This is a genomic window from Methanosphaera sp. WGK6 (genome assembly GCF_001729965.1).
GTDB lineage: Archaea > Methanobacteriota > Methanobacteria > Methanobacteriales > Methanobacteriaceae > Methanosphaera.
In genome coordinates, this window is sequence record NZ_JRWK01000001.1 from 108101 (window position 1) to 131770 (window position 23670).

At 26.3% G+C, this 23670-nt stretch carries 21 protein-coding genes; 5 read left to right on the forward strand and 16 right to left on the reverse strand.

The window, feature by feature from the left end:
• Positions 1–4: 4 nt before the first annotated feature.
• The 9 genes from NL43_RS00550 to NL43_RS00590 form a co-directional block, all read right to left on the reverse strand.
• Positions 5–2398 carry a DUF2206 domain-containing protein gene (locus NL43_RS00550; protein WP_069592023.1) on the reverse strand — a complete coding sequence of 798 codons (2394 nt, stop codon included), beginning with the start codon at positions 2396–2398 and terminating at the stop codon, positions 5–7.
• Between the two features lie 12 nt (positions 2399–2410).
• Positions 2411–3601 carry a glycosyltransferase family 4 protein gene (locus tag NL43_RS00555; RefSeq protein WP_069592024.1) on the reverse strand — a complete coding sequence of 397 codons (1191 nt, stop codon included), beginning with the start codon at positions 3599–3601 and terminating at the stop codon, positions 2411–2413.
• Positions 3598–4716, reverse strand: a complete 1119-nt coding sequence (locus NL43_RS00560; protein ID WP_069592025.1) for a glycosyltransferase family 4 protein — start codon at positions 4714–4716, stop codon at positions 3598–3600. The genes NL43_RS00555 and NL43_RS00560 overlap by 4 nt, the downstream gene beginning before the upstream one ends.
• Before the next feature lie 146 nt (positions 4717–4862).
• The gene (locus tag NL43_RS00565) at positions 4863–6020 is read right to left on the reverse strand and encodes a glycosyltransferase family 4 protein (protein WP_069592026.1); all 1158 of its coding nucleotides are present in this window, start codon (positions 6018–6020) and stop codon (positions 4863–4865) included.
• Positions 6021–6092: 72 nt separating this feature from the next.
• Complete coding sequence (locus NL43_RS00570; protein ID WP_069592027.1) at positions 6093–6776, reverse strand: glycosyltransferase family 2 protein; 684 nt, start codon at positions 6774–6776, stop codon at positions 6093–6095.
• Between the two features lie 118 nt (positions 6777–6894).
• Positions 6895–8085 (reverse strand): glycosyltransferase, encoded by a 1191-nt coding sequence (locus NL43_RS00575; protein ID WP_069592028.1) that lies wholly within the window; start codon positions 8083–8085, stop codon positions 6895–6897.
• 2 nt (positions 8086–8087) lie between these two features.
• A complete protein-coding gene (locus NL43_RS00580) occupies positions 8088–9221 on the reverse strand; it encodes a glycosyltransferase (protein ID WP_069592029.1) in 1134 nt (377 codons plus the stop codon).
• A gap of 31 nt (positions 9222–9252) precedes the next feature.
• Positions 9253–10482, reverse strand: a complete 1230-nt coding sequence (locus tag NL43_RS00585; RefSeq protein ID WP_069592030.1) for a glycosyltransferase — start codon at positions 10480–10482, stop codon at positions 9253–9255.
• A gap of 75 nt (positions 10483–10557) precedes the next feature.
• A complete protein-coding gene (locus NL43_RS00590) occupies positions 10558–11556 on the reverse strand; it encodes an NAD-dependent epimerase/dehydratase family protein (RefSeq protein ID WP_069592031.1) in 999 nt (332 codons plus the stop codon).
• 299 nt (positions 11557–11855) lie between these two features.
• On the opposite strand from NL43_RS00590, the gene NL43_RS00595 reads away from it, so the two are divergent.
• Entirely contained in the window at positions 11856–12473 is a 618-nt protein-coding gene (locus NL43_RS00595) for a bifunctional 2-polyprenyl-6-hydroxyphenol methylase/3-demethylubiquinol 3-O-methyltransferase UbiG (RefSeq protein ID WP_069592032.1), read from the forward strand.
• An 8-nt stretch (positions 12474–12481) separates the two neighbouring features.
• Here the strand turns inward: NL43_RS00595 and NL43_RS00600 are convergent, their stop codons facing one another.
• Entirely contained in the window at positions 12482–13495 is a 1014-nt protein-coding gene (locus NL43_RS00600; protein ID WP_069592033.1) for a phosphorylcholine transferase LicD, read from the reverse strand.
• Positions 13496–13824: 329 nt separating this feature from the next.
• Here NL43_RS00600 and NL43_RS00605 point away from each other — a divergent pair, with 329 nt between their 5' ends.
• Complete coding sequence (locus tag NL43_RS00605) at positions 13825–14493, forward strand: V4R domain-containing protein (protein WP_158005531.1); 669 nt, start codon at positions 13825–13827, stop codon at positions 14491–14493.
• Here NL43_RS00605 and NL43_RS00610 read toward each other — a convergent pair.
• Genes NL43_RS00610 through NL43_RS00635 form a run of 6 tightly spaced genes read right to left on the reverse strand, consistent with a single transcriptional unit; the run spans position 14490 to position 20640 of the window.
• Positions 14490–15194, reverse strand: coding sequence for a glycosyltransferase (locus tag NL43_RS00610; RefSeq protein WP_069592035.1), 705 nt, complete (start codon positions 15192–15194; stop codon positions 14490–14492). The two genes, NL43_RS00605 and NL43_RS00610, sit on opposite strands and share 4 nt — an antisense overlap.
• A gap of 6 nt (positions 15195–15200) precedes the next feature.
• The gene (locus tag NL43_RS00615) at positions 15201–16652 is read right to left on the reverse strand and encodes a flippase (protein ID WP_069592036.1); all 1452 of its coding nucleotides are present in this window, start codon (positions 16650–16652) and stop codon (positions 15201–15203) included.
• 56 nt (positions 16653–16708) lie between these two features.
• On the reverse strand, positions 16709–17860 hold the full coding sequence (gene glf / locus NL43_RS00620; RefSeq protein WP_069592037.1) for a UDP-galactopyranose mutase: 1152 nt from the start codon (positions 17858–17860) through the stop codon (positions 16709–16711).
• A gap of 36 nt (positions 17861–17896) precedes the next feature.
• A complete protein-coding gene (locus tag NL43_RS00625) occupies positions 17897–19183 on the reverse strand; it encodes a flippase (RefSeq protein ID WP_069592038.1) in 1287 nt (428 codons plus the stop codon).
• 43 nt (positions 19184–19226) lie between these two features.
• A complete protein-coding gene (locus tag NL43_RS00630) occupies positions 19227–20174 on the reverse strand; it encodes an NAD-dependent epimerase/dehydratase family protein (protein WP_069592039.1) in 948 nt (315 codons plus the stop codon).
• A gap of 37 nt (positions 20175–20211) precedes the next feature.
• Positions 20212–20640: a DUF1616 domain-containing protein gene (locus NL43_RS00635; RefSeq protein ID WP_069592040.1), complete on the reverse strand. Its 429-nt coding sequence runs from the start codon at positions 20638–20640 to the stop codon at positions 20212–20214.
• Positions 20641–20755: 115 nt separating this feature from the next.
• Between NL43_RS00635 and NL43_RS00640 the strand changes: the two genes are divergently transcribed.
• From NL43_RS00640 to NL43_RS00650, 3 genes are read left to right on the forward strand one after another with little or no spacing between them, the layout of a single operon-like run.
• Positions 20756–21772: a hypothetical protein gene (locus tag NL43_RS00640; RefSeq protein ID WP_084790309.1), complete on the forward strand. Its 1017-nt coding sequence runs from the start codon at positions 20756–20758 to the stop codon at positions 21770–21772.
• Positions 21773–21781: 9 nt separating this feature from the next.
• Positions 21782–22666 carry a formylmethanofuran--tetrahydromethanopterin N-formyltransferase gene (locus NL43_RS00645; protein WP_069592122.1) on the forward strand — a complete coding sequence of 295 codons (885 nt, stop codon included), beginning with the start codon at positions 21782–21784 and terminating at the stop codon, positions 22664–22666.
• A gap of 19 nt (positions 22667–22685) precedes the next feature.
• Entirely contained in the window at positions 22686–23624 is a 939-nt protein-coding gene (locus NL43_RS00650) for a carbohydrate kinase family protein (protein ID WP_069592042.1), read from the forward strand.
• Positions 23625–23670 lie beyond the last annotated feature (46 nt).

The following is a 23670-nucleotide window of genomic DNA, read 5'->3' on the forward strand; positions in this document are numbered from 1 at the left end:
CTTATTATTTAAATGTACGTTTGTAGATTTGTGAATCTCCATTATCATATATTTTACTTGATTTATCAATACCTTCTATAATGGAAATATATTCTCCATTACCATATAAAAATGTTTTATGATTTATATTATGCGATCTAAGGAATAAATAACTTCCCACTTCCATATCAGACATATTTTTAGGGTTTGTTGTTCGTATATCATTAAGCCAATATAATAATATGTTACTGAATGCATCTGAGAACACAGTGTCATTATCCTCATTATTATGATAATTATTAAACCATGCAACTCCAGCATATTCTCCTTGACTAAATAGAGGTGCATCCATCGACGTGTCTAATGGAAGAGTAGATGTTTGTCCAACAGCTAAATCAATTAATCCTGTATTTAATATGAAAAATACCACCATAAAAATACCAATTACTTTCATTGCAGTTTTAGTTCTTTGTTTAATATTAAATGATTTTATAACTCCAAGTACTGATGTAGATATGTAATATAATCCAATTACACAAAATGGTGCTAATATTACAAAAGTTACTTCATATATTCTTTGTAAACTTAATTGACCTCTAAATGCGGGAATAAATATTCCACATGCAAGTATTACCATGTTAAATATTGCAAATGTATTATATTCTCTTGTAAAATGGAAATATTTTGGTCGTATAATGTTCATTATAAATCCAATTATTATGAAATAAACTGATAAGTAAATAACTCTCTGGGCATTAATACTTACAATATTCATGTATTTAAATGGCCACCAAATATGTATGATGGTAAGTACAGTTACAAGAACTATAATTCCTTGTTTTCTTCGTAAACTCATTTGTTTGAATTTAATTATATTATTTTTAATCTTAGAATATGATGTAATTGATTCAGGGTCAATATCTGCGGATATTTTTTTATATATTTTATAACCTATTACTAGAAGTATTATAAGAATGCCAAGTCCTGTTAAAAGAACCATGGGATTAATTATACCTCCAAATAATATAGTATTTGTATTTTTGGACACAATTTTCAGTGCATCAAATAATGATGCAATAGGCTTACTATCTGCAGTTAAAGAATAATAAACAATGATAAATCCTATAAAGAATAATGATAATGGTAAACTAATTGTCTGATTCTTTACTTTGAAATATTTACCAAAATACCTTCGTTCAGCTCCTAACTTAATTAAGATAGTGTTAATTATATTTCCAAAATTACTACTTACTAATGTTAATGTGACTATAGTAGCAAGTAACATGAACATGAAGAGATATGTAACACTATAATGTGATAAAATTAAGCCTACACCAAATAGTAAAAATAATAATTTTCTCTTATTCTGTGGTATTTTTCTATCAATTATTAGCCATACTAGTAGTACAAGAAATATTTCTGCAATTTGCTGTCTTGCCATTTGAACCATCCAACCATAGGAAAATCCATTATATGCAATAAAGAAAAATGTTGCCATAAATGCAATTTTACTTCCCGTATGTTCTTCAAATATCTTATATAGTCCAATACTTATTAATGAAAATAAAAATGGGTATATGAACTTCAAAACCCAAGTTAAAGTCATGCCTGATAATTTACTATATATTGGTGCATACATAACAACACTTAACATTGCATTATATGCATGAGGCCATGTATAATCCCATATTCCATTTTTAATAACATATGTAGCAAATTGATACTCAAAGAATATGTCATATCCCCAAATATGGTTAGAGATTAATACACTATAGTATAATATGGATATTGCAATACTAAATAGTGCTAAATGATAATATTCTTTTTTTAGATAACCCCAAGCCATAGCTAAAACTAAAACACATATTAATATTAATAAAATTATTTGAATAGTATTATTCTCATAATATTGAAGAGTATATGCTCCAATTATAGCAATTAATGGTAATATACAAATACATATAAATTGATTTGAGAATAATAATTCAAAACTTAATTTAGAACTATTAACATAATATGCATCTCGATCTTGGTAGTATGATACGATCCATAGAATCGTGTTATAAATTGTAAATGTTATCAGTAATGGAATATTTTCTATGGGTTGTGTAAGTCCAATCCATGGATACACTTGATTCATGAAAAGCCCCACAAGTAGTACTGAGAGTATGCTTAATCCAACACTTAATAATGTTGTAAATGTATTTCCAAGATCATGTAATTTAAGTATTCTTAATATGATAATTCCAGGTACAAATCCTAAGTATAATAATGTAATAATATCATTAAATATAGGTATATGTATGTTATTTGCTGAAATAATGCCCACTATCCACATTAAAACTTGGATTAAGATAATTGTATATGTAAATTCTTTAAATTTCCAGTCATTTAATGTAAATATATTTCTAAATTCCATAAATATCATCCATTAATTCAAAAGCTTTGAATATTCACTTATTAATTTATCTACCATCACATCTAGGGAATTTGAAGGTAGAGTTTTCGCTGAATTAGATTCTAGTTTCTTTAATAATTCTTTGTCATTTATTACTTTCAAAAGTTTCTCTTTTAAACTTTCACTATTTCCTGGTTCAAATAAAAAACCATTAACATTTTCTTCAATAAGTTCAGGTATTCCTCCAATATTACTTCCAATTACAGGAGTTCCTGTACTAAAACTTTCATAAATCACGAGAGGTGAGTTATCATAACATATTGATGGAATTACTATGATATTAGACATATCATAAAACTTACGAATGTTTTTATTATCTACAAAACCATGGAATATTATCCGGGCATCTGGTTTAGCCATTTGTTTAAATTCTTCTTCCTCATAGCCTTTACCAATGATATGTAATCTAATAGAATCATTTTTAATAGTTTTAAATGCTTTAATTAGTGTATGAACTCCTTTATGTTTGCCTAATGAACCTATATATGTGATGTTAAGTGTATTATAATTTTTTTCTGATTTTTCACTTTCATAATCAATACCTAATGGTATTTTAACAGTTTTTGTATTATTAAAGAACTTATTTTCTTTAAATTTATTAATCATAAAATTTGATGGGGATATTAATAAATCTACATTATTATTAAGTAATTTTCTTTGTATTTTAACATATTGATTACATATTGTATTTCTTTGTTGACATAATGTATTATTTCCTCGTATAAGGTTAGCTCTTGGACAAATTAATGAGAAATCATGTGATTCAAAGATTACAGGGATATTTAAATCTTTACCAGCTTTAAAACATGATAAGGATAATCCTTTAAAATTGTTTATATGGATTAAGTCTACTTTTTCTTCAGTCACTATTTTTTTTATTTCTTTAAGAGTGGAGTTATTCCATAAATCAAAGAGATGCCAAAATGGTTTTTTTAATCCTGAGGCTTCGGTTTGTTTATATACTGGATATAACTTAGTGGTATTTATCTGATATATTTTAGTATTGTCTCTGTTAATAACATGTTTTTCATTGTCAGGACTTGTTGTAATAATTATGGATTCATGGCCATGTTTTACTAATTCTAATGCCATTTTTTCTACAATAATTTCTGCTCCACCAAGAACGTTTGGAGGATATAAATTAGAAATATAACATATTTTCATATTAATTCCTCATATAATTTGTAGATTTTATTTGCAATAGATGTCCATTCATATTTTTCTTGTACAAGTTTTCTACCATTTTCACCCATAGTTTTTTGTAGTTCTTTATTTGTTAATATTGTAATTATAGCCTCTTCGAGGGCATTTATGTCTTTAGGGGGTATTATTATACCACTATTTGTTTTTACAACATCCTCTGATACACCAACTATGTCTGTACTTATCACTGGAGTTTTACAAGATAATGCTTCTAGAACTACAATACCGAATCCTTCTTGTAGTGATGAAATAGAGGGTAATATGAATAATTCTGATTTGGCATAATATTCAATAACTTTTTCATCAGTTAGGAATCCTTTAAATTCAACATTATTTTCAAGTCCTAATTTATTCACTTTTTCTTGATAATAATGCATTAGTTCTCCTTGTCCTCCTACTATTAGTTTTATGGAGGGTATGCTTTTTTTAACATTAACAAGTGATTCTAATAAGTAATCTAGTCCTTTGTATTTATGGAATTTATCAAGTACGCTTAGGAAGAATATTTGATTTTCTTGTCTAGGGCATGTTTTAGGTTTAAATAGGTTTGTATCTACACCATTGGGGATTGTTGTTATTTTATCTTTATAATTTTTTAAGTGGGGTGATTTGATGTAATTATCTTGTGTTATGATAATTTTATTGGCTTTGTTTAATAGGAATTTTAATGCAGTTTTGTTATATATATTGGCTATAGTATTGGCAATTCCCGTACCTATTATGTCATTATGGTATGTTACTACTAATGGTTTATTTTTTATTCTTGTGGATATATTACTCCAATCACTACTCCAAGGTGTTGGGATATGTGTGTGAATAATATCATAGTCCTCTTTGTAAAGAGTACTTGGAAGAGATAAAGTGATGTTTGTGTTAGCAATTTTTCCAAAATATTTAAGGCGTTGGATATTTATATTAGCATACGTCTCTCTATCTATATTACTTGGTTCATTTGCACAAATAACTTTAACTTCACAATTATCATACTTAACTAATTCTTTAGAAATATAATACACATACTGTTCAACACCACCAATAAATGGGTAGAATCTAACAGGGGTTTGAATAATTTTCAAAAATAAAACCTCACCAAATTATTAATAACTCAAATATATGAATTTATAATTAAGATTATTATAATATATAATTATAATCATTTAATATGTTTACTTTATGTATAAACTATTTATCATATATTAAATAAAGAAAAATAGAAAAATGATTATTTATTTTCTAAAATATCTAGATAATACTGTTCTGTGAGAGAAGTTATATGATTCCAATCATATTTTTTAGCAAATTGTCTACATTTATCACGAATTTTAGATGAAATTCCTGTTGAAATTAATTGATTAATTAAAATAGCTAATTCTTCGTAATTATCTTCAATAATCCATCCATTATCACAGTTTACTAAATCTTTAGAAGCATTCATGGGGGAATTAATAGTAATAACTGGAATACCACAAGCATTAGCTTCAATAACAACAATTCCAAAACCTTCTCTTGTGGAAGGTAATACAAATACTGAAGAACTTTTCATAGTCTTATATAATTCTAACTGATTATCATAAAATCCTTTAAAAAATACATTGTTCTCCAAGTTCATAGAGTGAACCATTTCTTTTAACTCATTTTCCATAGGTCCTTCTCCAATAATAAAACATTTAACATATGGGTGAACTTTAACTACCTTGTTTATAGATTTAATAAGTAAATCAACATGTTTTTCAGGTATTAAACGACCTGCATATAAAATATCACAATATGAATCGCTAGCTTCTAGGTAAGTTATATCTCTGGTATTTACTCCATTACCAATAATTGTTGTATTAGATGGTTCTTTATTCTTTAACATATTTCGGTAAGTTAACTGGGATACACAGATAACATTATCAGTTAAATAAAGAATACTTTTTTCAATAATCTTTCCAAATATTCCTTTTTTACCCATATATTCATACCAATAATCATTCCAAATTTCATGTAATGTAATTACAAGATTTGTTTTTTTTGACAATGTTCTAAGTGCACTACTATAACATGAAAAATAAGGAAAACCTTGACAATCAACAATATCAAAATCACTTAAATTTGCACGTGTTAAAACACACCATGCATAGTATATGGCTTCTTTAATGGATCTTGTATTATTTTCAGTATATAATTCCATTGGATTTCCAACACTATGGTATTTAATACCATGGTATGTTATATTTGTCTGTGAATAGAATTCTTTAGAATTCATCCAATAACCTAATGAAAATATATGTACATCATGTCCTCTTGCTACAAGACGTTTACATATTTCAAAAATTCTACGTTCTGCACCACCAGTTACCCAAGGATAAGCAGTATCATATATAAATGCTATTTTCATAAACAAGTCTCCTGAAAAAAAGAAATAATGTTATAATAAAAAAATAATAATGAAGGTTATGTAATTATAATTTTAAAATCTACGTGTTAACATATATTTCACATGTCTCCATCCATCACTAAAAGAACTTAATTTAGCTTCGCCACCACCACGTTTTTTATAGTGAATAGGTACTTCTTTGATTTTTAAATTCTTTTCACTAGCTTCAATAACCATTTCTATTGCAAATTCCATACCTGGTGCTTTTAGATCCATTTTATCTATAGCTTCACGAGTAAAAGCTCGCATACCACAATGGGTGTCTGAATAATGTGAATGGAATAGAATATTTAACATTTTTGTTAACATAGGATTTCCTATGTATTTATGAAGTGCAGGCATTGCTCCTTCTTCAATAGTACCATCAAAACGGGAGCCTATAACAAAATCACAATTATCTTCTACTATATATTTTATGAAGTCCATTGATTGTTCAAGAGGGTATGTTCCATCAGCATCACCCATTATAATTATATCTCCCGTGGCTTCCTTGAATCCACGAATATATGCATTTCCATATCCTCTATTTTTTTCTAAAAATACGGTGGCACCAGCATCACTTGCTTCTTGGGCTGTATTATCTGTAGAATTATTATTTACTACGATTATTTCAACTTCATATCCTGCTTCTTTAATTTCCTTAACAGGTATACTTTTTATGGTTTTCCCCACGATTCCTTCTTCATTTAATGCTGGTATAACAAATGAAACCTTCATATTCATTACATTCCTTAATTTAATTAGATAATCTTTGAGGTATTTGACTTCTAGTTAAATAAGATTATCTTTCATTATTATAAATTATGTTGTAACTTATATATAATTCAAGTGTAAACTAGTTTTGTTCTTTCACTATATTTTTAATAATCTTTTCTAATTTTTTCATAGATTTTTGCCATGAATAATTATTTTTAACAAATATTCTCGCATTCGATGATATTTTATTTTTTAATTTTATATTTTCATGTAATTCTATAATTGCACTTTTAAATTCAATATTATTGTCTGCAAGTATAAATTCTTCATAATTTCTAGAATTAATACCGCTTATCCCAATAGATGTTGATACGACAGGTAAATTCATACTCATTGCTTCTAAAATTTTATTTTTAATACCTGTACCTGATATCATAGGGGTGATAAATATTGTTCCTGGTGTTAAATAAAGTCTAACATCATCCACAGAGCCTGTAACGGTTATATTTTCATGGTTGTTTAGCTGTTTAATATATTTTGAAGGGTTACGACCTACTATATAGAAGGGGATATTTATTTCTTTACAAATTAGTGGATATATTTCATCTATAAAGTATTTCACAGCATCATTATTAGGAGGAGTACTCATATCACCTAAAAATACTATTTTTTGCCCTGTTTCATCATTATTATTTTTAAAAAAAGAAGTATCTACTCCATTAGGTATAACTTCAATCTTTGTTTTAATATATCTTTCTAATAATGTTTTATCTTTCTTATTTACCACAATACATGCATTAAATTTATCATATGTTTTTTCATATCTATGGATTTTCAGATAATTCAAGTACCAATATAGTTTAGTCCAGATAGTATTTGATTTAGTATACATTTTATAATTATAATCACTTACAGCATCAAAGGCATAGACAATTTTAGGAATGTTTGTATTTTTAACATAGAATGCCATGGGCATATCTGTAATTATAATGTCATATTGTTCATTAATTATTGATTTTTCTATTAATTTACTCATATCTTTATGATAATAATAATTTAGAAAACTGCGTTTATGGAGATTATCCAAAGTAAACATGTTTTTCATTGTGTATTTAAGTTGATTTTTTATTGAATGGTGTTTTGGAATTTTAATATTAGTATATTTGTTTAAAAAAGGTTTGAGTTCAGTTATATCATATTGTTCTGAATTAAATGAAATTAAATTAATTGAATAGGTCTTTCCTAGATTTTTTATTAGATGATATATGGGTAATGTTGCACCAACTGTCATTGAAGGAATATCATGGCAAATTAATAGTATATTCATCATTTTTATATTTCTCCTTCAATAATTTTTTTATATATTTCTATAATTTTATCTGTGACATGATTCCACTGAAGATGAGTATATATGTATTTTTGACCATTTTGTAATTGTTTTAATGTAGTTTCTTTATCTTCTAATGTATTAATAATTGCTTCTTTTATTTGGGTAATGTTTCCATATTCTACTATGGTTCCCGCATTTATTTTTTCTATAAGTTCTCCTGATTCAGGAGTTACAATAACTGGGGTATTTGAAAGGATTGCTTCAAAAACTGTTAAAGATACACCACCCATATACTTTACTGGATTGATAAATAATTCTGCATCATGATATATGCTTATTTTATCTTCTTCTTTAACAAAATCTGTGAATAATATTTTATTTTGAATATTTCTAGTTTCTATTATTTGATCTAATTCTTGTTTATAGTCTGTTATTTTTCCAGCAATTACTAATTTATATTCATTATATTTTGAGGGTAGTTCCGAAAATGCTTCGATTATATGATTAATTCCTTTTAGTTTATCTAGTCTGCCTAAATATAATAAATATTTTGATTTAATTTTTTTCTGAAATATGCCTTTTTCTGGTAAGTCATGGTATTCTTCTAGATTCATACCATTATAAATTACTTGAACATTTTTAGCATTCATTTTCTTATCATAATATGCTTCTTCTTCAGAAACAGCAATTACTGTGGAAGCATTTTGCATAATTTTATTTCCATATACAATATCATACATATTTTTGATAAATGATTTATTCACATGTTTTGGGGTGGATGCATGTGGCTGTACAATATATGGAATATTATATTTTTTAGCATAGTCTATTATAACGTTATTCTGATAGGATCTAAGTTCATGTAAATGGATTATGTCAAAATTTTTAATATTTTTATCTAACCATGCTTTTATTTGTGGTGAGTAAATAAATAAATCTAAATTAAATTTGTATTCAATAGGTACCATTGTGAGGTTAGATATAGATGCAGTATCTTCTTCATTATACTCAAAGGTAGTTGTTAAAATCGTAACAGTATGTCCTTTAGCACATAATTGTTTTGAAAGATTATAACATACATTAACGTCGCCACCTCGACTAAATGTAAAATAAGGAATAACTTGTAAAATATTCATAAAATATCACTGTATAAATAGGTAGGGGAGGTTATATGTCTTTTAATAGTAAATCTAGAATTAAACCTTCTAATATACTTTCGAATTTCATTGTAAGTTTACGCCAATCATTATCTTCAATAAAATTATAACCTGCTAATCCTACTTTGACTATTTCTCGTTTATTATTAAATTTTTTATTTACTAATTCTAATACTTCTTCAGCATGATTAATATAGACTAAACCATTTTGTTCTCCGAATTCTGCAACTAATCCTGGTAATTTTGTAGCAATCACTGGTTTTTTCATTGCCATATATTCATATAATTTTATTGGAACTATGTTTTGCATTATGATTTCATCTTGATGTGCTGGAAGAATACAAATGTCGCTGGCACCTATTAAGTCAGGCATAATTTTGTATTTTTGTCGTCCTGTTAGAATCATTTGGTCTTCAAGATTATATTTCTTTTGGATTAATTGTAGTGCTTCAAAGGAATCACCATCTCCAACAATCATTAATTTAATATTGGGGTATTTTCCTTTATTTTTTCCTAATTCCATTGCTAATTCTTTAAGACCTGCAAAATTGTATAAAAAGCCCATGAAGAATAATACGATGTCATTATTATTTATATGGTAGTATTTACGTATTTTATAACCGTTATGTTTTTGATAGTTAAATTGTTTTAGATTTATTCCAGCCCCAATAATACTCATTTTATGAGGATTTGCACCTAATTCTGCAGCGGTTTCATTAAGTTTACGATTTATTGTTAAAACATAGGATGATCTACGTATTGTATTTTTTATCATACGTTTTCCAAGGTTTCTGAATATTTTCTCTGGAATTAATTCATGTAATACATCTATAAAGTAATATACAAATGGAATATTTTCTTTTTTAGCTATTTTTGAAGCAATACTTGCATTTAGTATTCCAAATCCTACAATAACGTCAGGTTCAAATTCTTTTATTTGACGTTTAATTTCTTGTTTATGGTAATGTAATATTGAGAGATAATTGAATACTGGTAGTTTTATAAGAGGTGGTCTAATTACTGTAACATTTTCGGTGTTGTATATTTTTTTATATTTATTAAATTCTTGTCTAGGGCTTTTATATTTGTATTCTGAATTTTTTTTATCTATTTTCCAGTCTACTTCATAGTCAATTACATGTATTTGATGTCCTCTTAATCCTAATAATTCCATTAAATGGTGTTGTTGGTGTGGATTTCTTTTAATCCAATCGGATTCCTGTACTACTAATATTTTCATTTTTATCACTATTAGGATTCTTTTTCATATTTATTTTCATGTATACTTCTAATTTGTAAAAAAGGGTTGTCTTATCTAAAATTCTGCACTTTTTTGAATATTATCCCAGTTTTCCACAAACCAGTCATGTGTATTCTCAAGACCTTCTTCAAATGTATGTTGAGGTTTATATTTTAGAATTTTTTTAGCTTTATCTATGGAAGATAATAGTTTATTTTTCGCATCCCAATCTCTACGTTCTTTATATGCGATTCCTGCTTGATTATCACATAATTCATTCACTTTATTTGCCATATCAATAACTCGGTGATCTTTTCCTGAACCTAAATTAATTGATTCTCCAATAGCATCTTCCACTACGCCTAGACGGGTAAGTCCTTGTAGGATGTCATCAATATATGTCCAATCACGAGTTTCATTTCCATCACCGGTTATAGGTAATGCTTGTCCATTCATTGCCCAATACATGAAATTGGGAATAACATTTCTATATTTACCAGGGACTTCTCCTGGACCGAATACGTTGAAAAAACGGGCGTTTGCAATAGGCATATCATATAAATTATGGAAATAATTTGTGTATAATTCACCTAGTAATTTAGTAACTTGGTATGGTGTATGTAAACTTATACTAATATCATGTTCTTCGAATGGCATTTTTGATTCTAAACCATAAACTCCACAACCACTACTTGAATATACAAATCTTTTAACTCCAGTTAATTGAGCATGTTCTAAAACTTTTAATATACCTAATCCATTAACTTTCAAATCTTTTTCAGGTTTATCTACAGAGTTTTGATTAGCAAAATGTGCTGCTAAATGGAACACATAATCTGGTTTTTGTTTAAATACCCATTTTAATACTTGATCATCACAAATATCTCCTTGTATAAACTCAACACAGTCTAATTTTGGTATATTCCATGTGTAAGCAGATGATAAATCATCTAAAATAATTATTTTTTTAGGGTTGTATTCAGCAAGTTTTCTTGTTAAATTACTTCCAACACAACCTGCGCCTCCCGTAATAAGAATTGTTTCTCCTTCATATGCACTAGCAACATCTATCATATAAATCTCCAATTATATTATTAATCATATATTTTTTTACAGAATTTTTAATTAATAATTTATATTTCTTTTTTGTTTTATTTAAATTTTAAAATATTTTTTTCTTATAAATAAAAATAATTTATTTTAAACAGTTTCATGATATTTTGATTGTCTATGGTATTTTTTTTAACATATTCTATGTAATAAATACTCTTATTTTTAAATTAATTTATTTTAATCTTGTTTTCAAAATCTAAATTAGAATTTTAACATTATTTATAAAAATTTTAAATAAAATAATTTTCATATACTTATCTATGAATGATAAATCTTATTGGGAACAATACTATAAAGAAAATCCTAATCCTGTAGAACCATCAACTTTTGCAAAATTTATTCGTGGTTTTTTAAATCCAGATAAATCTTTAATTGAGTTAGGTTGTGGAAATGGTAGGGATAGTGTATTTTTTGCTAAAAATAATTTAAAAGTAACTGCAATAGATCAGGTTGAAACTGAAATGGATTATTTAAATCATAAATACAGTTTATATAATCTTGATTTTAAAGCAGGTGATTTTACAAATTTGGGCACTGAAAAGAAATATGATTATATTTATTCACGATTCACACTACATTCAATTACTGAAGAAGCAGAATCCCGAGTTTTAAAATGGATAGGTTCACAATTAAATAAAAATGGTTTATTTTTCTTAGAAGTACGTAGTATTAAAGATCCCATGTTTGATAAAGGGGAAAAACTTAGTGATAATGAAAATGTAACTACTCATTATCGTAGATATCTTGATTTTGAAGATACTATTGAAAAATTAGAAAAAAATGGATTATCTATTATTTATAAGCTTGAAAGTCAAGGATTAGCAGTTTATAAGGATGATGATCCTATGTTGATACGAATAGTTTCTAAAAAAGAATAATTGTTAAATTATTTAAAATTATCATTTATTTCTTTTAAGAAACTAATTGCTTCTTCAAATCCATTATCCATGTCTTTTTTTACATTATTATATTGATTTTTAACAAATCCTGTTGTATTATGATCTAATGCAATATGAGGTATATGCATGTATTCTTGACCATAAATAATAGGTAAATATGATTCATAATCATGAGGACACATGAATTCATAATTTTCAAATTGTATTTTATCCAGTGGAAATATATAATCTGTTTTATAAATTCTATTATGGATATTGTTATGCAGTCCATCTATTGCATCAGATACATGAGCAGTTTTTTCGTGAGTGAATTTCATTTTATTATTCTGTTTTATTAATCCTTCTTCAAAGGTCCATTCATTTTTACTAATCTTATCCCTAAGTTCTACTTGTAGTTCTGTTTGCATATTGTTTCTTGTTTTAGTTAAACCTTCATCTTTTATGTAATCTTTTGGGAATACGTCAAAGTGTACAAAGGGTTTCTTATATGCGCATTGGAAAAATAATATAAATGTATTATTATTTAATGTATCTAATTCATTTGTATTGTTAAGATCAGCATGTGGTTTAGTTAATTTTGATATTATAATATGTTCTTTTAGCCCTTCAATTTTTTCTATTTCTTTAGGAAATACTTTGACTAGTTTTTCATAATCATCACGTATCATTCCAATATCTATATCATCATCCCATGGTACAAAACCACCATGTCTTACAGCACCAAGTAATGTTCCATAATCTAACCAGTAGTTTAAGTTATATTTTCTACATATATTATCAAATAAACGTAGTAATTCAAGAGATAGTAATTGTATTTGTCGCATAGTGCCTGTTGCTTTTATATCACAACTTGCAAAAATCATATCAAGCATTCTGTAGTGAGATTCTATTTCTTTAAATTTGTTATTATTGTTAAATTTTTGAACTAATTCAATTACATGTTGATTATTTTTAATGTTTTCAGGTAACATTTGATATAATTTGGATAATACAAATACCATAGGTTTTAATCTCCTCATATTTTCTTTTCTTTAAATGTATTGATTATTATTTTCTTTTTCAAAATATTTATATACAAATATAGTGATTTTTTTGTATATAATTAGTTAGTTGGAGTTCTATCTTATAATAAATTTAAGCATAATTTTCATATTTTTTTTAAATTATTATTTAATATATTTCATTTTTTATGATAATTGTGTAGTTTTATGTGGAAATAATGGAATAAAATTTATATTATCTATTGAATAGAATAGAAATTATGATGCCTATAAATAATTTTAATAATATAAAAATTAAAATCTATTCTACTACAAAAGGAATTAAGATAGTGGATAGTCCTATAAAAATACAAATTCTCAATATTCTTGAAGGACAGGTAAGTGAAGCTGAAATAGTCAAAACAACAGGAAAATCTAAATCAACAATATCTGTACATTTAAAAAATCTAATTGATGAAGGAATAATTAGTTTTAAATCACATCCTCTTGATAGGCGTAGTAAATTATTTTATATCTATGCAGATTATATAGGTGAAATTTTTCCAGATAAACTAATTTATAAGTTACCTGAAATAGAAAATGAGATCATGTCTCAGGAACAATTATATATAGAGATGTTTAGGCAGTTTAAATCCATATTATTAGTTCATGGATTACAACTTGAACCGTTGGAAGTAGCAACAGGTCAAAGAATAGGTGAAAATATCTATAAAACATTTAAATATTCAAATCTTGAAGAATTAGTGGAGTTAATAAAAGAAAAATTCAGTGAACTAAATCTAGGTCAAATAAAAATAAGTAGTTTTGAACCATTAATTTTCAAAAACAGCGGGTGTCATGAATGTTTTAAACTACAATATAATCTTCCAACATGTAATGTTACAAAAGGGATTTTGAAAGGTATATTTGAAAAACATTTTGAAAAAGAAATTTCAGTAGAAGAAGTAGAATGTATTTCAAAATATGATGATTGTTGTACATTCATAATAGACTATTAATAGGGTTTATACTTTTTAATTCTTCTTTGAATGTTCACTGGAATAAATGTAAACCAATCACCCATACATGTACGGATTAATTTCTCTTTTTTATATTTTTTCTGTAAATTAGGTAATGTTTCATAATAACCTTCAGACATGGAAGCACCTTTAGATCTATGTTCAAGTTCTGTTGGAATTAAATATGCATTATATCCTTTTTCTCTAATATTATACACATAATCTACACAATATAAGTGCCAATCAGGACATTGTTTTTCATCAAGTAAATATTTATTAAAAATTTCACGTGGAATAATAAATAAACATTCATCTAATGTACTTGCAAGTTCTGTTTTATCTAATTTATATGGTGAAACATCAACTGGACTTAATCCTTGTTTAATATTACTTCTAACAAGACTATCTGTAGTTTTTCCAGCCACACCTATAATTCCTATATTATCTAACTGTTTTATCTTATGACATGTATCTATAATCCAATTTTCATTAATGAAATTAATATCTTGATGAGTAAATACTAGATATTCTCCTTTGGATTTACTTGCACCATAATTCAGTGCACTCGCAGCATTGGAAAATTTATTTTTTCTATTATCTACTAAAATTAATTCATAATCTCCTTTTTGTTTTTTAAGACTTTTCAAGAGGTAATTTTCTAGTATTTCTATATTGTTATATACACAAATAATACTCATCATAACATATCACTCATAGTTACTTATTATTTTATTAATCTTTTCAGGTAGTAATTGTTTTAATATGTTTAAATCATCCTTATCAAATGTTTTAATAGCAAAAATACTAATAAAGTAAACTATTATTCCTATAATGACACTTGTGAATAATTCAAGGTTTAATATATAAAGTACAATACCCATAACTAAACTTGCAATAAAAGGTTTAACAAGTATACTTCTAAGAGGTACAGAATATCCATACTTATTCATAATATACATATAGAATAATACCATACTTACTTCATTTAAAACAGTGATAAATGCAGCACCTATACCACCAGATAACTTGATTAATATGAAATTCCCTACAGTACTTAATATCAAACATAAAAATGTAACTTTAACGGTTTCATGTTGTTTATTAATTGATGCAATACTATTTCCCAATATATAACTTAAAAATATTGCAGGTAATGCCCATATGATTAATTTTAATACAGGAATTGTATTTACATATGCTGATCCATATATAAATAGTATGATTTTATCTGCTAATACCAGGGTTCCCATAGATATAGGTACGCTGATTATTGTTAAGTATTTTAAAGATTTTTTATAGGAATAATCAAGCATATCTTTATTATCAACATAAAACTTTGAAAATATTGGCATTATTGCAGTTGAATATACAGTTGGTATAAATATGAGTGCTTGCATTAAATTAAATGCAGCAGTATATTCTCCTACTTGTGCACTAGTTGTTAACATATTTAATAGAATTGTATTCATTCTAAATGAAATTAATGCAAATATACTAGTAATAGCAAGAGGAAATGCTGTGTAAATTAAATATTTCCAGAATTTTAAATCAACTTGAAAATGAATTAATCCATAGTTTTTAGTACACATCGTAAAATTATAGATTAATACAATAATTGATGCTAGTAAATAAACTAATGATACTGCGATTACTGATTGTTTAGTAAATACACAGAATAAAATTCCTATAAATAATACTACTGCATTAATTATCTCGGATATTGACTGATATTCCATTTCTTCAAATGCTCTAAACATAGAAGTAAAAGTACCACTAAATGCATTAATAATGACTGATGAACCAATAATATAAACTACATTTTTAGTTATTTCATTGAATGTTCCAATATTAACAAAGATAACTAATATTAACATGGTTATTAAGGATAATATTAGTTTTATCATTCCGTGATTGCCTAAATATTTATCACTCTTATTTTTATCTCTCGCAACTTCACGTATTGTTAGTGTAGAAAGACCTAGGTCTGTAAAAATAGCAAATAATCCTGAAATTGCAGTAGCAAAAGAAATAATACCAAAATTTGTTGTTCCAAGATATCTTGCTGAGTATAGTGTATAAAAGAATGCAAGAATATAACTTACCATTTGTGATAGGAATAATACACTTGTATTTTTCACTAATGTTTTAACAGTACTCATATTTAATCACATTATTCTTTTTTAATTCTAAAAATTATGAAATTTCTTATTTTTATTTAAACAAGTTCTTTTATTAAATCAAGAACATTTCTTACTATCGTAGCCATACTTATTTTTTTATATTCATTTAATTGTCCAATAAATGTTATTTGAGGATAATCTTTAGTTAATTCTTTATATTTATCATATAATTCTATATTTTTATTATTAGTAAGAAGATGATGTGGTATGCTTCTTTCTTCAAAATTAGAATTATATTCTATTGGAAATTCAAATTGAATCGTTGTTTTATTTGATTGTTGTCCTGTTAGATATTTATATTCTGTTATTTGTGTAAAATGGTATTCATCAAGGTAAAGTATTGTAGCATTTTTTTGGAAATATTGCTGATTAATAGTTTCGTTCATTATTATGGATGATTTATACTCTAATTTTCCATATTTATAATTGAAAAATTCATCTATTTGTCCAGTAAATATAATTTTTCCTTTAAATTCTTCATCTTCATAGTATAGTTTTTTATTTTCATAATCAACATGTATTAATTCATCATACTCTTTTTCTAAAAGAATGGTAATATTATGATTGGATAACATATTTTCAAACATCGCAGTATAACCATTAGTTGGTATACCTTGATATAAATCTAAATAATATCTACAGTCATAGGATACTTGGATAGGTATATTTCCAGCAATTGTATGGCCTAACGAATTATAGGAGTTACCTAATTCTTTTTCAAGATAATTAATAGAATTTATATGAATATACTCAGTAAATTTTTTTAAATATTTATTATCTATCTTTTCAATGTCAGAAAGTGGTATTCTATCATTCACATTGTATAATTTAAGTAATGCTGATTTTATTTTTGAGGAATCTTCCGGTAAACATTTATCTATTGAAATTAGGTTTAAAGGTAATGGTATGAACATATCTTCTTTTTTACCAACTATTTTATGATTATAAATATCCCAGTTTGTGAATAATGAAAGATAGTCATAAACATCTCTGTCATCTGTATGGAATATATGTGGTCCATATTTATGGATTAAAAGGCCATCGTCATTATAACAATCATAGCAATTTCCTCCAATATGATCTCGTTTATCAATTAACAGTACTTTTTTATTATGAATATTTGCTAATTGTTCTGCTGCAGTTATTCCTGCAATTCCTGCTCCTACAATTATAAAATCATATGCCACGTTTATAATCCTCCAAATATATTAACTCAGTGTTTTCTATATTTTATTTATTATTTTAATTCCCTTTCTTTGCAAAAATATGAACATTGCAATAGTTATGAATGTTTCGGTTATTGCAAAGGATATTGCTATTCCTATCTCTCTCATTAATATTATAAGTAATATTCCAAGAACAATATCTAAAACGCCTCCAAGTAGAACTATTGATGTAAATGCTTTTTTGTAATTGAATGTTAACATAGTTTCAATACCAAACACGGTACTTAAACTAACAACAAATGGTAATAGGGATAATATTCTAAGTATTATTATTGAATTATAATATGTATTTCCAAATAGTATCATTATAATTGGTTCTGCAAATATAAATAATCCTAATGATAATATTACACCTATAATTGCCATTAATTTTGTTAATTTTCTAATAAAAATTATACTTGTTTTTTTATCATCAGTATTTACTTTGCGACTTATAAAAGGATATAATGATTGTGAAATTGGATTTAATAATCCATTCACTGCTAAAACTATTTTTTCAGCAATTGTATAATATCCAACAAGTGTGTTATTTGTAAGTAAGCCTAATAGGAATGTATTTGTTGTAGTATACATATTTATTCCAATGGTAGATATGAATACAGACCAACCTTCTTTCAAATGATATTTTAAACTTTTTACTGAAGGTATTCTTAATTTTATATTAAATCTTGTAAGTGAAATGTATATTCCAAGAATTCCTACAATAATAAATCCTAATGAGTTTATCACAGGAACTAATATGTAATCAGAACTCTGATGGATGAATACAAAGATTAATACAGTAAATATTATTTTTCCTATGATGTTAAGAATACTTGTGTATCGCATATATTCCATTCCTTGAAATAGCCATGTTGGAAAGAGAACATACCCTATAACCATTCCAAATGTTAATAAGTAAATATTAGCATCATTACTAAACTTTGGAATTAATATTATGATTGATAAAAGTATTATAAAACTTATGATAGTTAAAATAATCTTTATAAACATCACTGAACTAAATATATCTGATACTTTTTCATCATCGTCTCTACAAATTGCTAATTCTCTAGTTGCTGATAAATTAAATCCATAATCTGTTAAATATTGAAAATAAGTTATAAGTGAAATGGCATATTGGGTTAAACCAAATTTTTCAGGACCTAGTACTAGTGTTAAGTAGGGTAGTGTAATTAAAGGTAATATGTAACTAGCAAATTGAAGTCCTGTTAATGAGACCATATTTTCAAGAATTTTTTTGTATTCTTGTCTTCTTAAAATACCTTTTATTCGGGAAAGCATATTAGTTTCTCACTTTTATAAAAAAAGAATATAATTAGTAAATTTATTCTTTTTCGAATTCATGTATATAAAATTGAATTGTTTCTTCTAATTCCTTTTTAAAATCATGTTCTGTTTCAAATCCAAATGAATTTTGAGCTTTTGTAATATCTGCTACTGAATTTTTAATATCTCCACTTTGCATAGGCATATATTTTGGATTGAAATCATAATTCATTATATCGCAAATAATTTCAAGTAATTCATTAATGGTAGTTGTTTTTCCATGAGCAACATTGTACACTCCCGTCGCATCACTAAGAGCAGCTTTGTAATTAGCATTTGCAATATTTTTTACAAATATAAAATCTCTTGTTTGGGTACCATCACCAAAAATTATGGGTTGTTTGTCATTTAACAATGCATTTATAAATTTTGGAATAACACCACTATATGCTGATTGTGCACTTTGTCTTGGTCCAAATACATTAAAATATCTTAGACATGTTGTTGGTAAATGGTATGTCTGGGTATATGTATATGAATATAATTCAAGTACTGCTTTTGAAACTGCATAAGGAGATAATGGTTTGAGGGGGAGTGTTTCAACATTAGGTAGGATTTCTGTTTCACCATATACTGCTGCTGAAGATGCAGAAATTACTTTTTTTATACCAGTATCACAAGCAGCTTTTAATACATTAAATGATCCATTAATATTTATTTCATTGGTTTCAATAGGTTTTTTAACACTTTCAGGAACACTGATTAATGCAGCTTCATGAAATACATAATCATGACCTTCGAAAATAGGTTCTAAATCTAAATTTCTTATATCTCCACAAACTAATTCTATTCTATCATGATCTAAATCTTTTAAATTTTCTACTTTTCCTGTAGACATATTGTCTATTATTGTTACTTTGGATACTCCATTATTTAGTAGTGTTTCTGTAATATGTGATCCAATAAATCCTGCTCCACCTGTAACTATACATTTCATGTCTTTCATTATTTAACCTCTTATATATTATTTCATGAACTCATACTTAAATCACATTATATCTTAATTTTAAAGTTCTATATGGTTCAGTTATATTTCCTTTCAGTAATTCTATATTTAATTCCTGATTATCTCCACGTGTTCTAGTACTACTTACATAGTATGCTGTTAAACTCTCTTCATTATTTTTCAATGTTTTATTGTACTGTGTAATTATACTTTGATTTTTTCTGATTCTCACAGTATAATTCATATCCTGATTTTCCTGATTTCTAATACCAATATTTATTTTTTCTATAGTATTCTGAGTTATATTTGTTGGAAAATCTGTAGTGTTATTATTATGGTCTAGCATATAGAATTCTGTATAGCCCTCTCCGGGATTATGAATCACCACTAAATAAATTACAGATATAATTGCTACTATGAGGATAGTAACAAGTAAACCTTTAATAACTTTATCTACTAATTTCATGATTCACCTAATTAGAATAGTTTTTACTTAATAATAATTTAATATGTATCTTTTTATATAGATAATTATATATTATAAAGATTTCTTTTTATGATTAATTTAGGAGTTTATATTAATGGATAAATTTTATGTAACAGACTGTGAAGGACCATTATCTATAAATGATAATGCCTATGAAATTTCTGATTATTTTATTCCTGAAGGTGGAACCTTCTTTAGTATATTAAGTAATTATGATGATATGCTAGTAGAATGTAATAAAGAAGGTTATCTTGCTGGAAGTACATTAAAATTAATATTGCCTTTCTTTAAGGCATATGGTTTAACTGAAAAAGATTTAATTGAATTTTCGGAAGATAATATTTTCATGATTGATGGTGCTTTTTCAATGATAAAACATGTTATGGAGATTATGCCCTGTTATATTGTAAGTACTAGTTATAATCAATATATCAAAGCATTATCTGATAAAACGGGTTTTATATATGAAAATACTTATTCAACACAACTTGAATTAGATAAATATGATTTAACTACTGAAGAACAAGATACTTTGTTGGATATTCATGATAATATATTATTTGATTCAAGTTTTGAAAACATTGATAAAATATTCAATGAAGTAATTTCTAAAATGGAAATCAATAGGCTTATAGAATCAGTAAAACCTGTTGGTGGAATAGGAAAAAGAGATGCAATACTTGATATAATTGAAAAAAATAAGTATAAACCTGAAAATCTCATGTATAGTGGAGATAGTATAACTGATAAAGAAGCATTAACTTATGCAAAAGAAAATGGTGGATTAAGTATTTCATTTAATGGAAATATTCATTCAATAAATTCAGCTTCAATTTCAATAGCATCCGATAATAATTTAATACTTGCAATTATAGCGGAAATATTTAATAATAAAGGAACTCAAGGAGTATATGATTTTATTAAAGAATATAATGACGATCCATTAGAATCAATACTTAGATTATCAACTAATAATCAAATAACTCAAAATATATTGTTAAGTAAACCCTCTATAGATGTAATAACTGAAGAAAATAAAAAGAATCTCAATGATAAAGTTAAAATTACACGCGAAAAAGTACGTGGTAAAAATATAGGAAATTTAGGATAGTTGATAAAAATGGATTTCGAAATAGAAGACACATATTGTGAAGCATTTACTGGAACTTGTGTAAGAATGATTGTTACAGCAGAAGATGATCGAACTATTGAAAAAATAGCTTACGATGCATCAGCAACTCCTGGAACAGTAATTGGAAGAACTGAATCAGGGGTAGAAAAATTCTTAACACGAGAAGAAACTCCTGATAATAGACCAGGAGTAATTATTCAGTTTTGGTATAATACAAAAGATTTAAATAAATTTGATAAAGAATTATCATTCAGAATAAGACAAGACATACTTGTAAAACCATTTGTAAAAATATTTGATGCATCAATTGACCCTTTTGACTATATAGATACAACAGAACATGTAGGTCATTGTGGGGATGGTTATGAATGGACTGAAGAAATATATGGAAGAACAATGATACGTGTACCTATATGTGTACCTGATTTCTACATAGAACAAAAATTAGGTTGTATGGAGGGAATAATGGGAGTAAATTTCTGGTATTACTGTAATACAAAAGAAGCAGTATTGGAAGCAGGATACAAAGCATTAGAAGCACTAGGGGAAGTTGAAGGAATATGCACTCCATTTGATATATGTTCTGCAGGATCTAAAGTTGAAACAAATTATCCTGAAATAGGTCCAACAACAAATCATCCATATTGTCCTTCATTAAAAGATAAAATTGGAGATGAATCTAAAGTTGAAGATGGAGTAAACTTTATACCTGAAATAGTAATTGATGCATTAAATGTTGAAGCTGCTAAAGAATCACTTAGAAAAGGAATAGAAGCTTTAAATGGAGTAGATGGTGTAATAAAAGTATCTGCTGGTAATTATGGTGGAAACTTAGGTAAATTTAAATTTAACTTAAAAGATGTTTTAGAGTAGTATTCATGAGTTAGGTAATATGAAGTTTGATATAATAGGATGGGGTGCATTAAACGTAGATAGATTATGTCAAGTTAATGAATTTGCACCTTCTGATGGTGAAACATTCATCAATTATGAAACTAAATCTTGTGGAGGATCTGCAGCAAATACAATAATTGGTATTGCAAAACTGGGTTTAAACACAGGATACATTGGAAAAGTAGGAAATGATTCTAATGGGAACATGATGTTAGATTATCTTACGGAAAACAACGTAAATACAGATCATCTTATAATTGGGAATGAGGAAACAGGCGAAGTAATTGGATTTGTAGATAATAAAGGAGATCGTAAATTATACGTAACTCCAAAAATTAATGATAAAATTTCCAATAATGAAATTGATAGAACATATATTAAAAATACTAAAATTTTACATTTAACTTCGTTTGTAGGATTAAATCCTGAAGATCCATCTATAAATACACAAATAGAATTATTAGAAGAAATATCTTCTGATATAAAAATAGCATTAGATCCTGGAATGTTATATGTAAAGAGAGGTTCTGAATTCATGACTAAACTACTAAAATATACTGATATTTTACTAATCAATGAAACAGAACTTTTAATAACAACTGGGAAAACAACTTTAAAAGAAGCAATTCAGGAAATTTATCCAAAAGTAGATATATTGGTTGTTAAAAGATCAACAAAAGGTTCTTTTATCAAAAAAGGTAATGAAGAGTATAATATAGGAATATTCAAAGTAGATACAGTAGATACAACAGGTGCTGGAGATGCATATAATGCAGGTTTCTTATATGGATTATTAAATAATTATAGTCTCGAAGAATCAGGAATCATTGGAAGTTATATTGCAGCACAATCAACAACACAGGCTGGTGCAACTGAAGCAATACCTTATATTGAGGATATTGATATTACAGAAATAATCAAAAGTCTTAAAAATTAAAAATAACAAAGTTAATTATTGTTATAAAACTAATAATGTATTATAT

What these genes read in the sequence shown, in the direction of transcription:
- NL43_RS00575 (WP_069592028.1), bottom strand. Translation starts at nt 8,085, where the DNA reads ATGATGAATATACTATTAATTTGCCATGATATTCCTTCAATGACAGTT.
- NL43_RS00590 (WP_069592031.1), bottom strand. Translation starts at nt 11,556, where the DNA reads ATGATAGATGTTGCTAGTGCATATGAAGGAGAAACAATTCTTATTACG.
- NL43_RS00635 (WP_069592040.1), bottom strand. Translation starts at nt 20,640, where the DNA reads ATGAAATTAGTAGATAAAGTTATTAAAGGTTTACTTGTTACTATCCTC.
- NL43_RS00580 (WP_069592029.1), bottom strand. Translation starts at nt 9,221, where the DNA reads ATGAATATTTTACAAGTTATTCCTTATTTTACATTTAGTCGAGGTGGC.
- NL43_RS00625 (WP_069592038.1), bottom strand. Translation starts at nt 19,183, where the DNA reads ATGCTTTCCCGAATAAAAGGTATTTTAAGAAGACAAGAATACAAAAAA.
- NL43_RS00615 (WP_069592036.1), bottom strand. Translation starts at nt 16,652, where the DNA reads ATGAGTACTGTTAAAACATTAGTGAAAAATACAAGTGTATTATTCCTA.
- NL43_RS00595 (WP_069592032.1), top strand. Translation starts at nt 11,856, where the DNA reads ATGAATGATAAATCTTATTGGGAACAATACTATAAAGAAAATCCTAAT.
- NL43_RS00640 (WP_084790309.1), top strand. Translation starts at nt 20,756, where the DNA reads ATGGATAAATTTTATGTAACAGACTGTGAAGGACCATTATCTATAAAT.
- NL43_RS00645 (WP_069592122.1), top strand. Translation starts at nt 21,782, where the DNA reads ATGGATTTCGAAATAGAAGACACATATTGTGAAGCATTTACTGGAACT.
- NL43_RS00650 (WP_069592042.1), top strand. Translation starts at nt 22,686, where the DNA reads ATGAAGTTTGATATAATAGGATGGGGTGCATTAAACGTAGATAGATTA.
- NL43_RS00585 (WP_069592030.1), bottom strand. Translation starts at nt 10,482, where the DNA reads ATGAAAATATTAGTAGTACAGGAATCCGATTGGATTAAAAGAAATCCA.
- NL43_RS00600 (WP_069592033.1), bottom strand. Translation starts at nt 13,495, where the DNA reads ATGGTATTTGTATTATCCAAATTATATCAAATGTTACCTGAAAACATT.
- NL43_RS00555 (WP_069592024.1), bottom strand. Translation starts at nt 3,601, where the DNA reads ATGAAAATATGTTATATTTCTAATTTATATCCTCCAAACGTTCTTGGT.
- NL43_RS00565 (WP_069592026.1), bottom strand. Translation starts at nt 6,020, where the DNA reads ATGAAAATAGCATTTATATATGATACTGCTTATCCTTGGGTAACTGGT.
- NL43_RS00550 (WP_069592023.1), bottom strand. Translation starts at nt 2,398, where the DNA reads ATGGAATTTAGAAATATATTTACATTAAATGACTGGAAATTTAAAGAA.
- NL43_RS00570 (WP_069592027.1), bottom strand. Translation starts at nt 6,776, where the DNA reads ATGAAGGTTTCATTTGTTATACCAGCATTAAATGAAGAAGGAATCGTG.
- NL43_RS00630 (WP_069592039.1), bottom strand. Translation starts at nt 20,174, where the DNA reads ATGAAAGACATGAAATGTATAGTTACAGGTGGAGCAGGATTTATTGGA.
- NL43_RS00610 (WP_069592035.1), bottom strand. Translation starts at nt 15,194, where the DNA reads ATGATGAGTATTATTTGTGTATATAACAATATAGAAATACTAGAAAAT.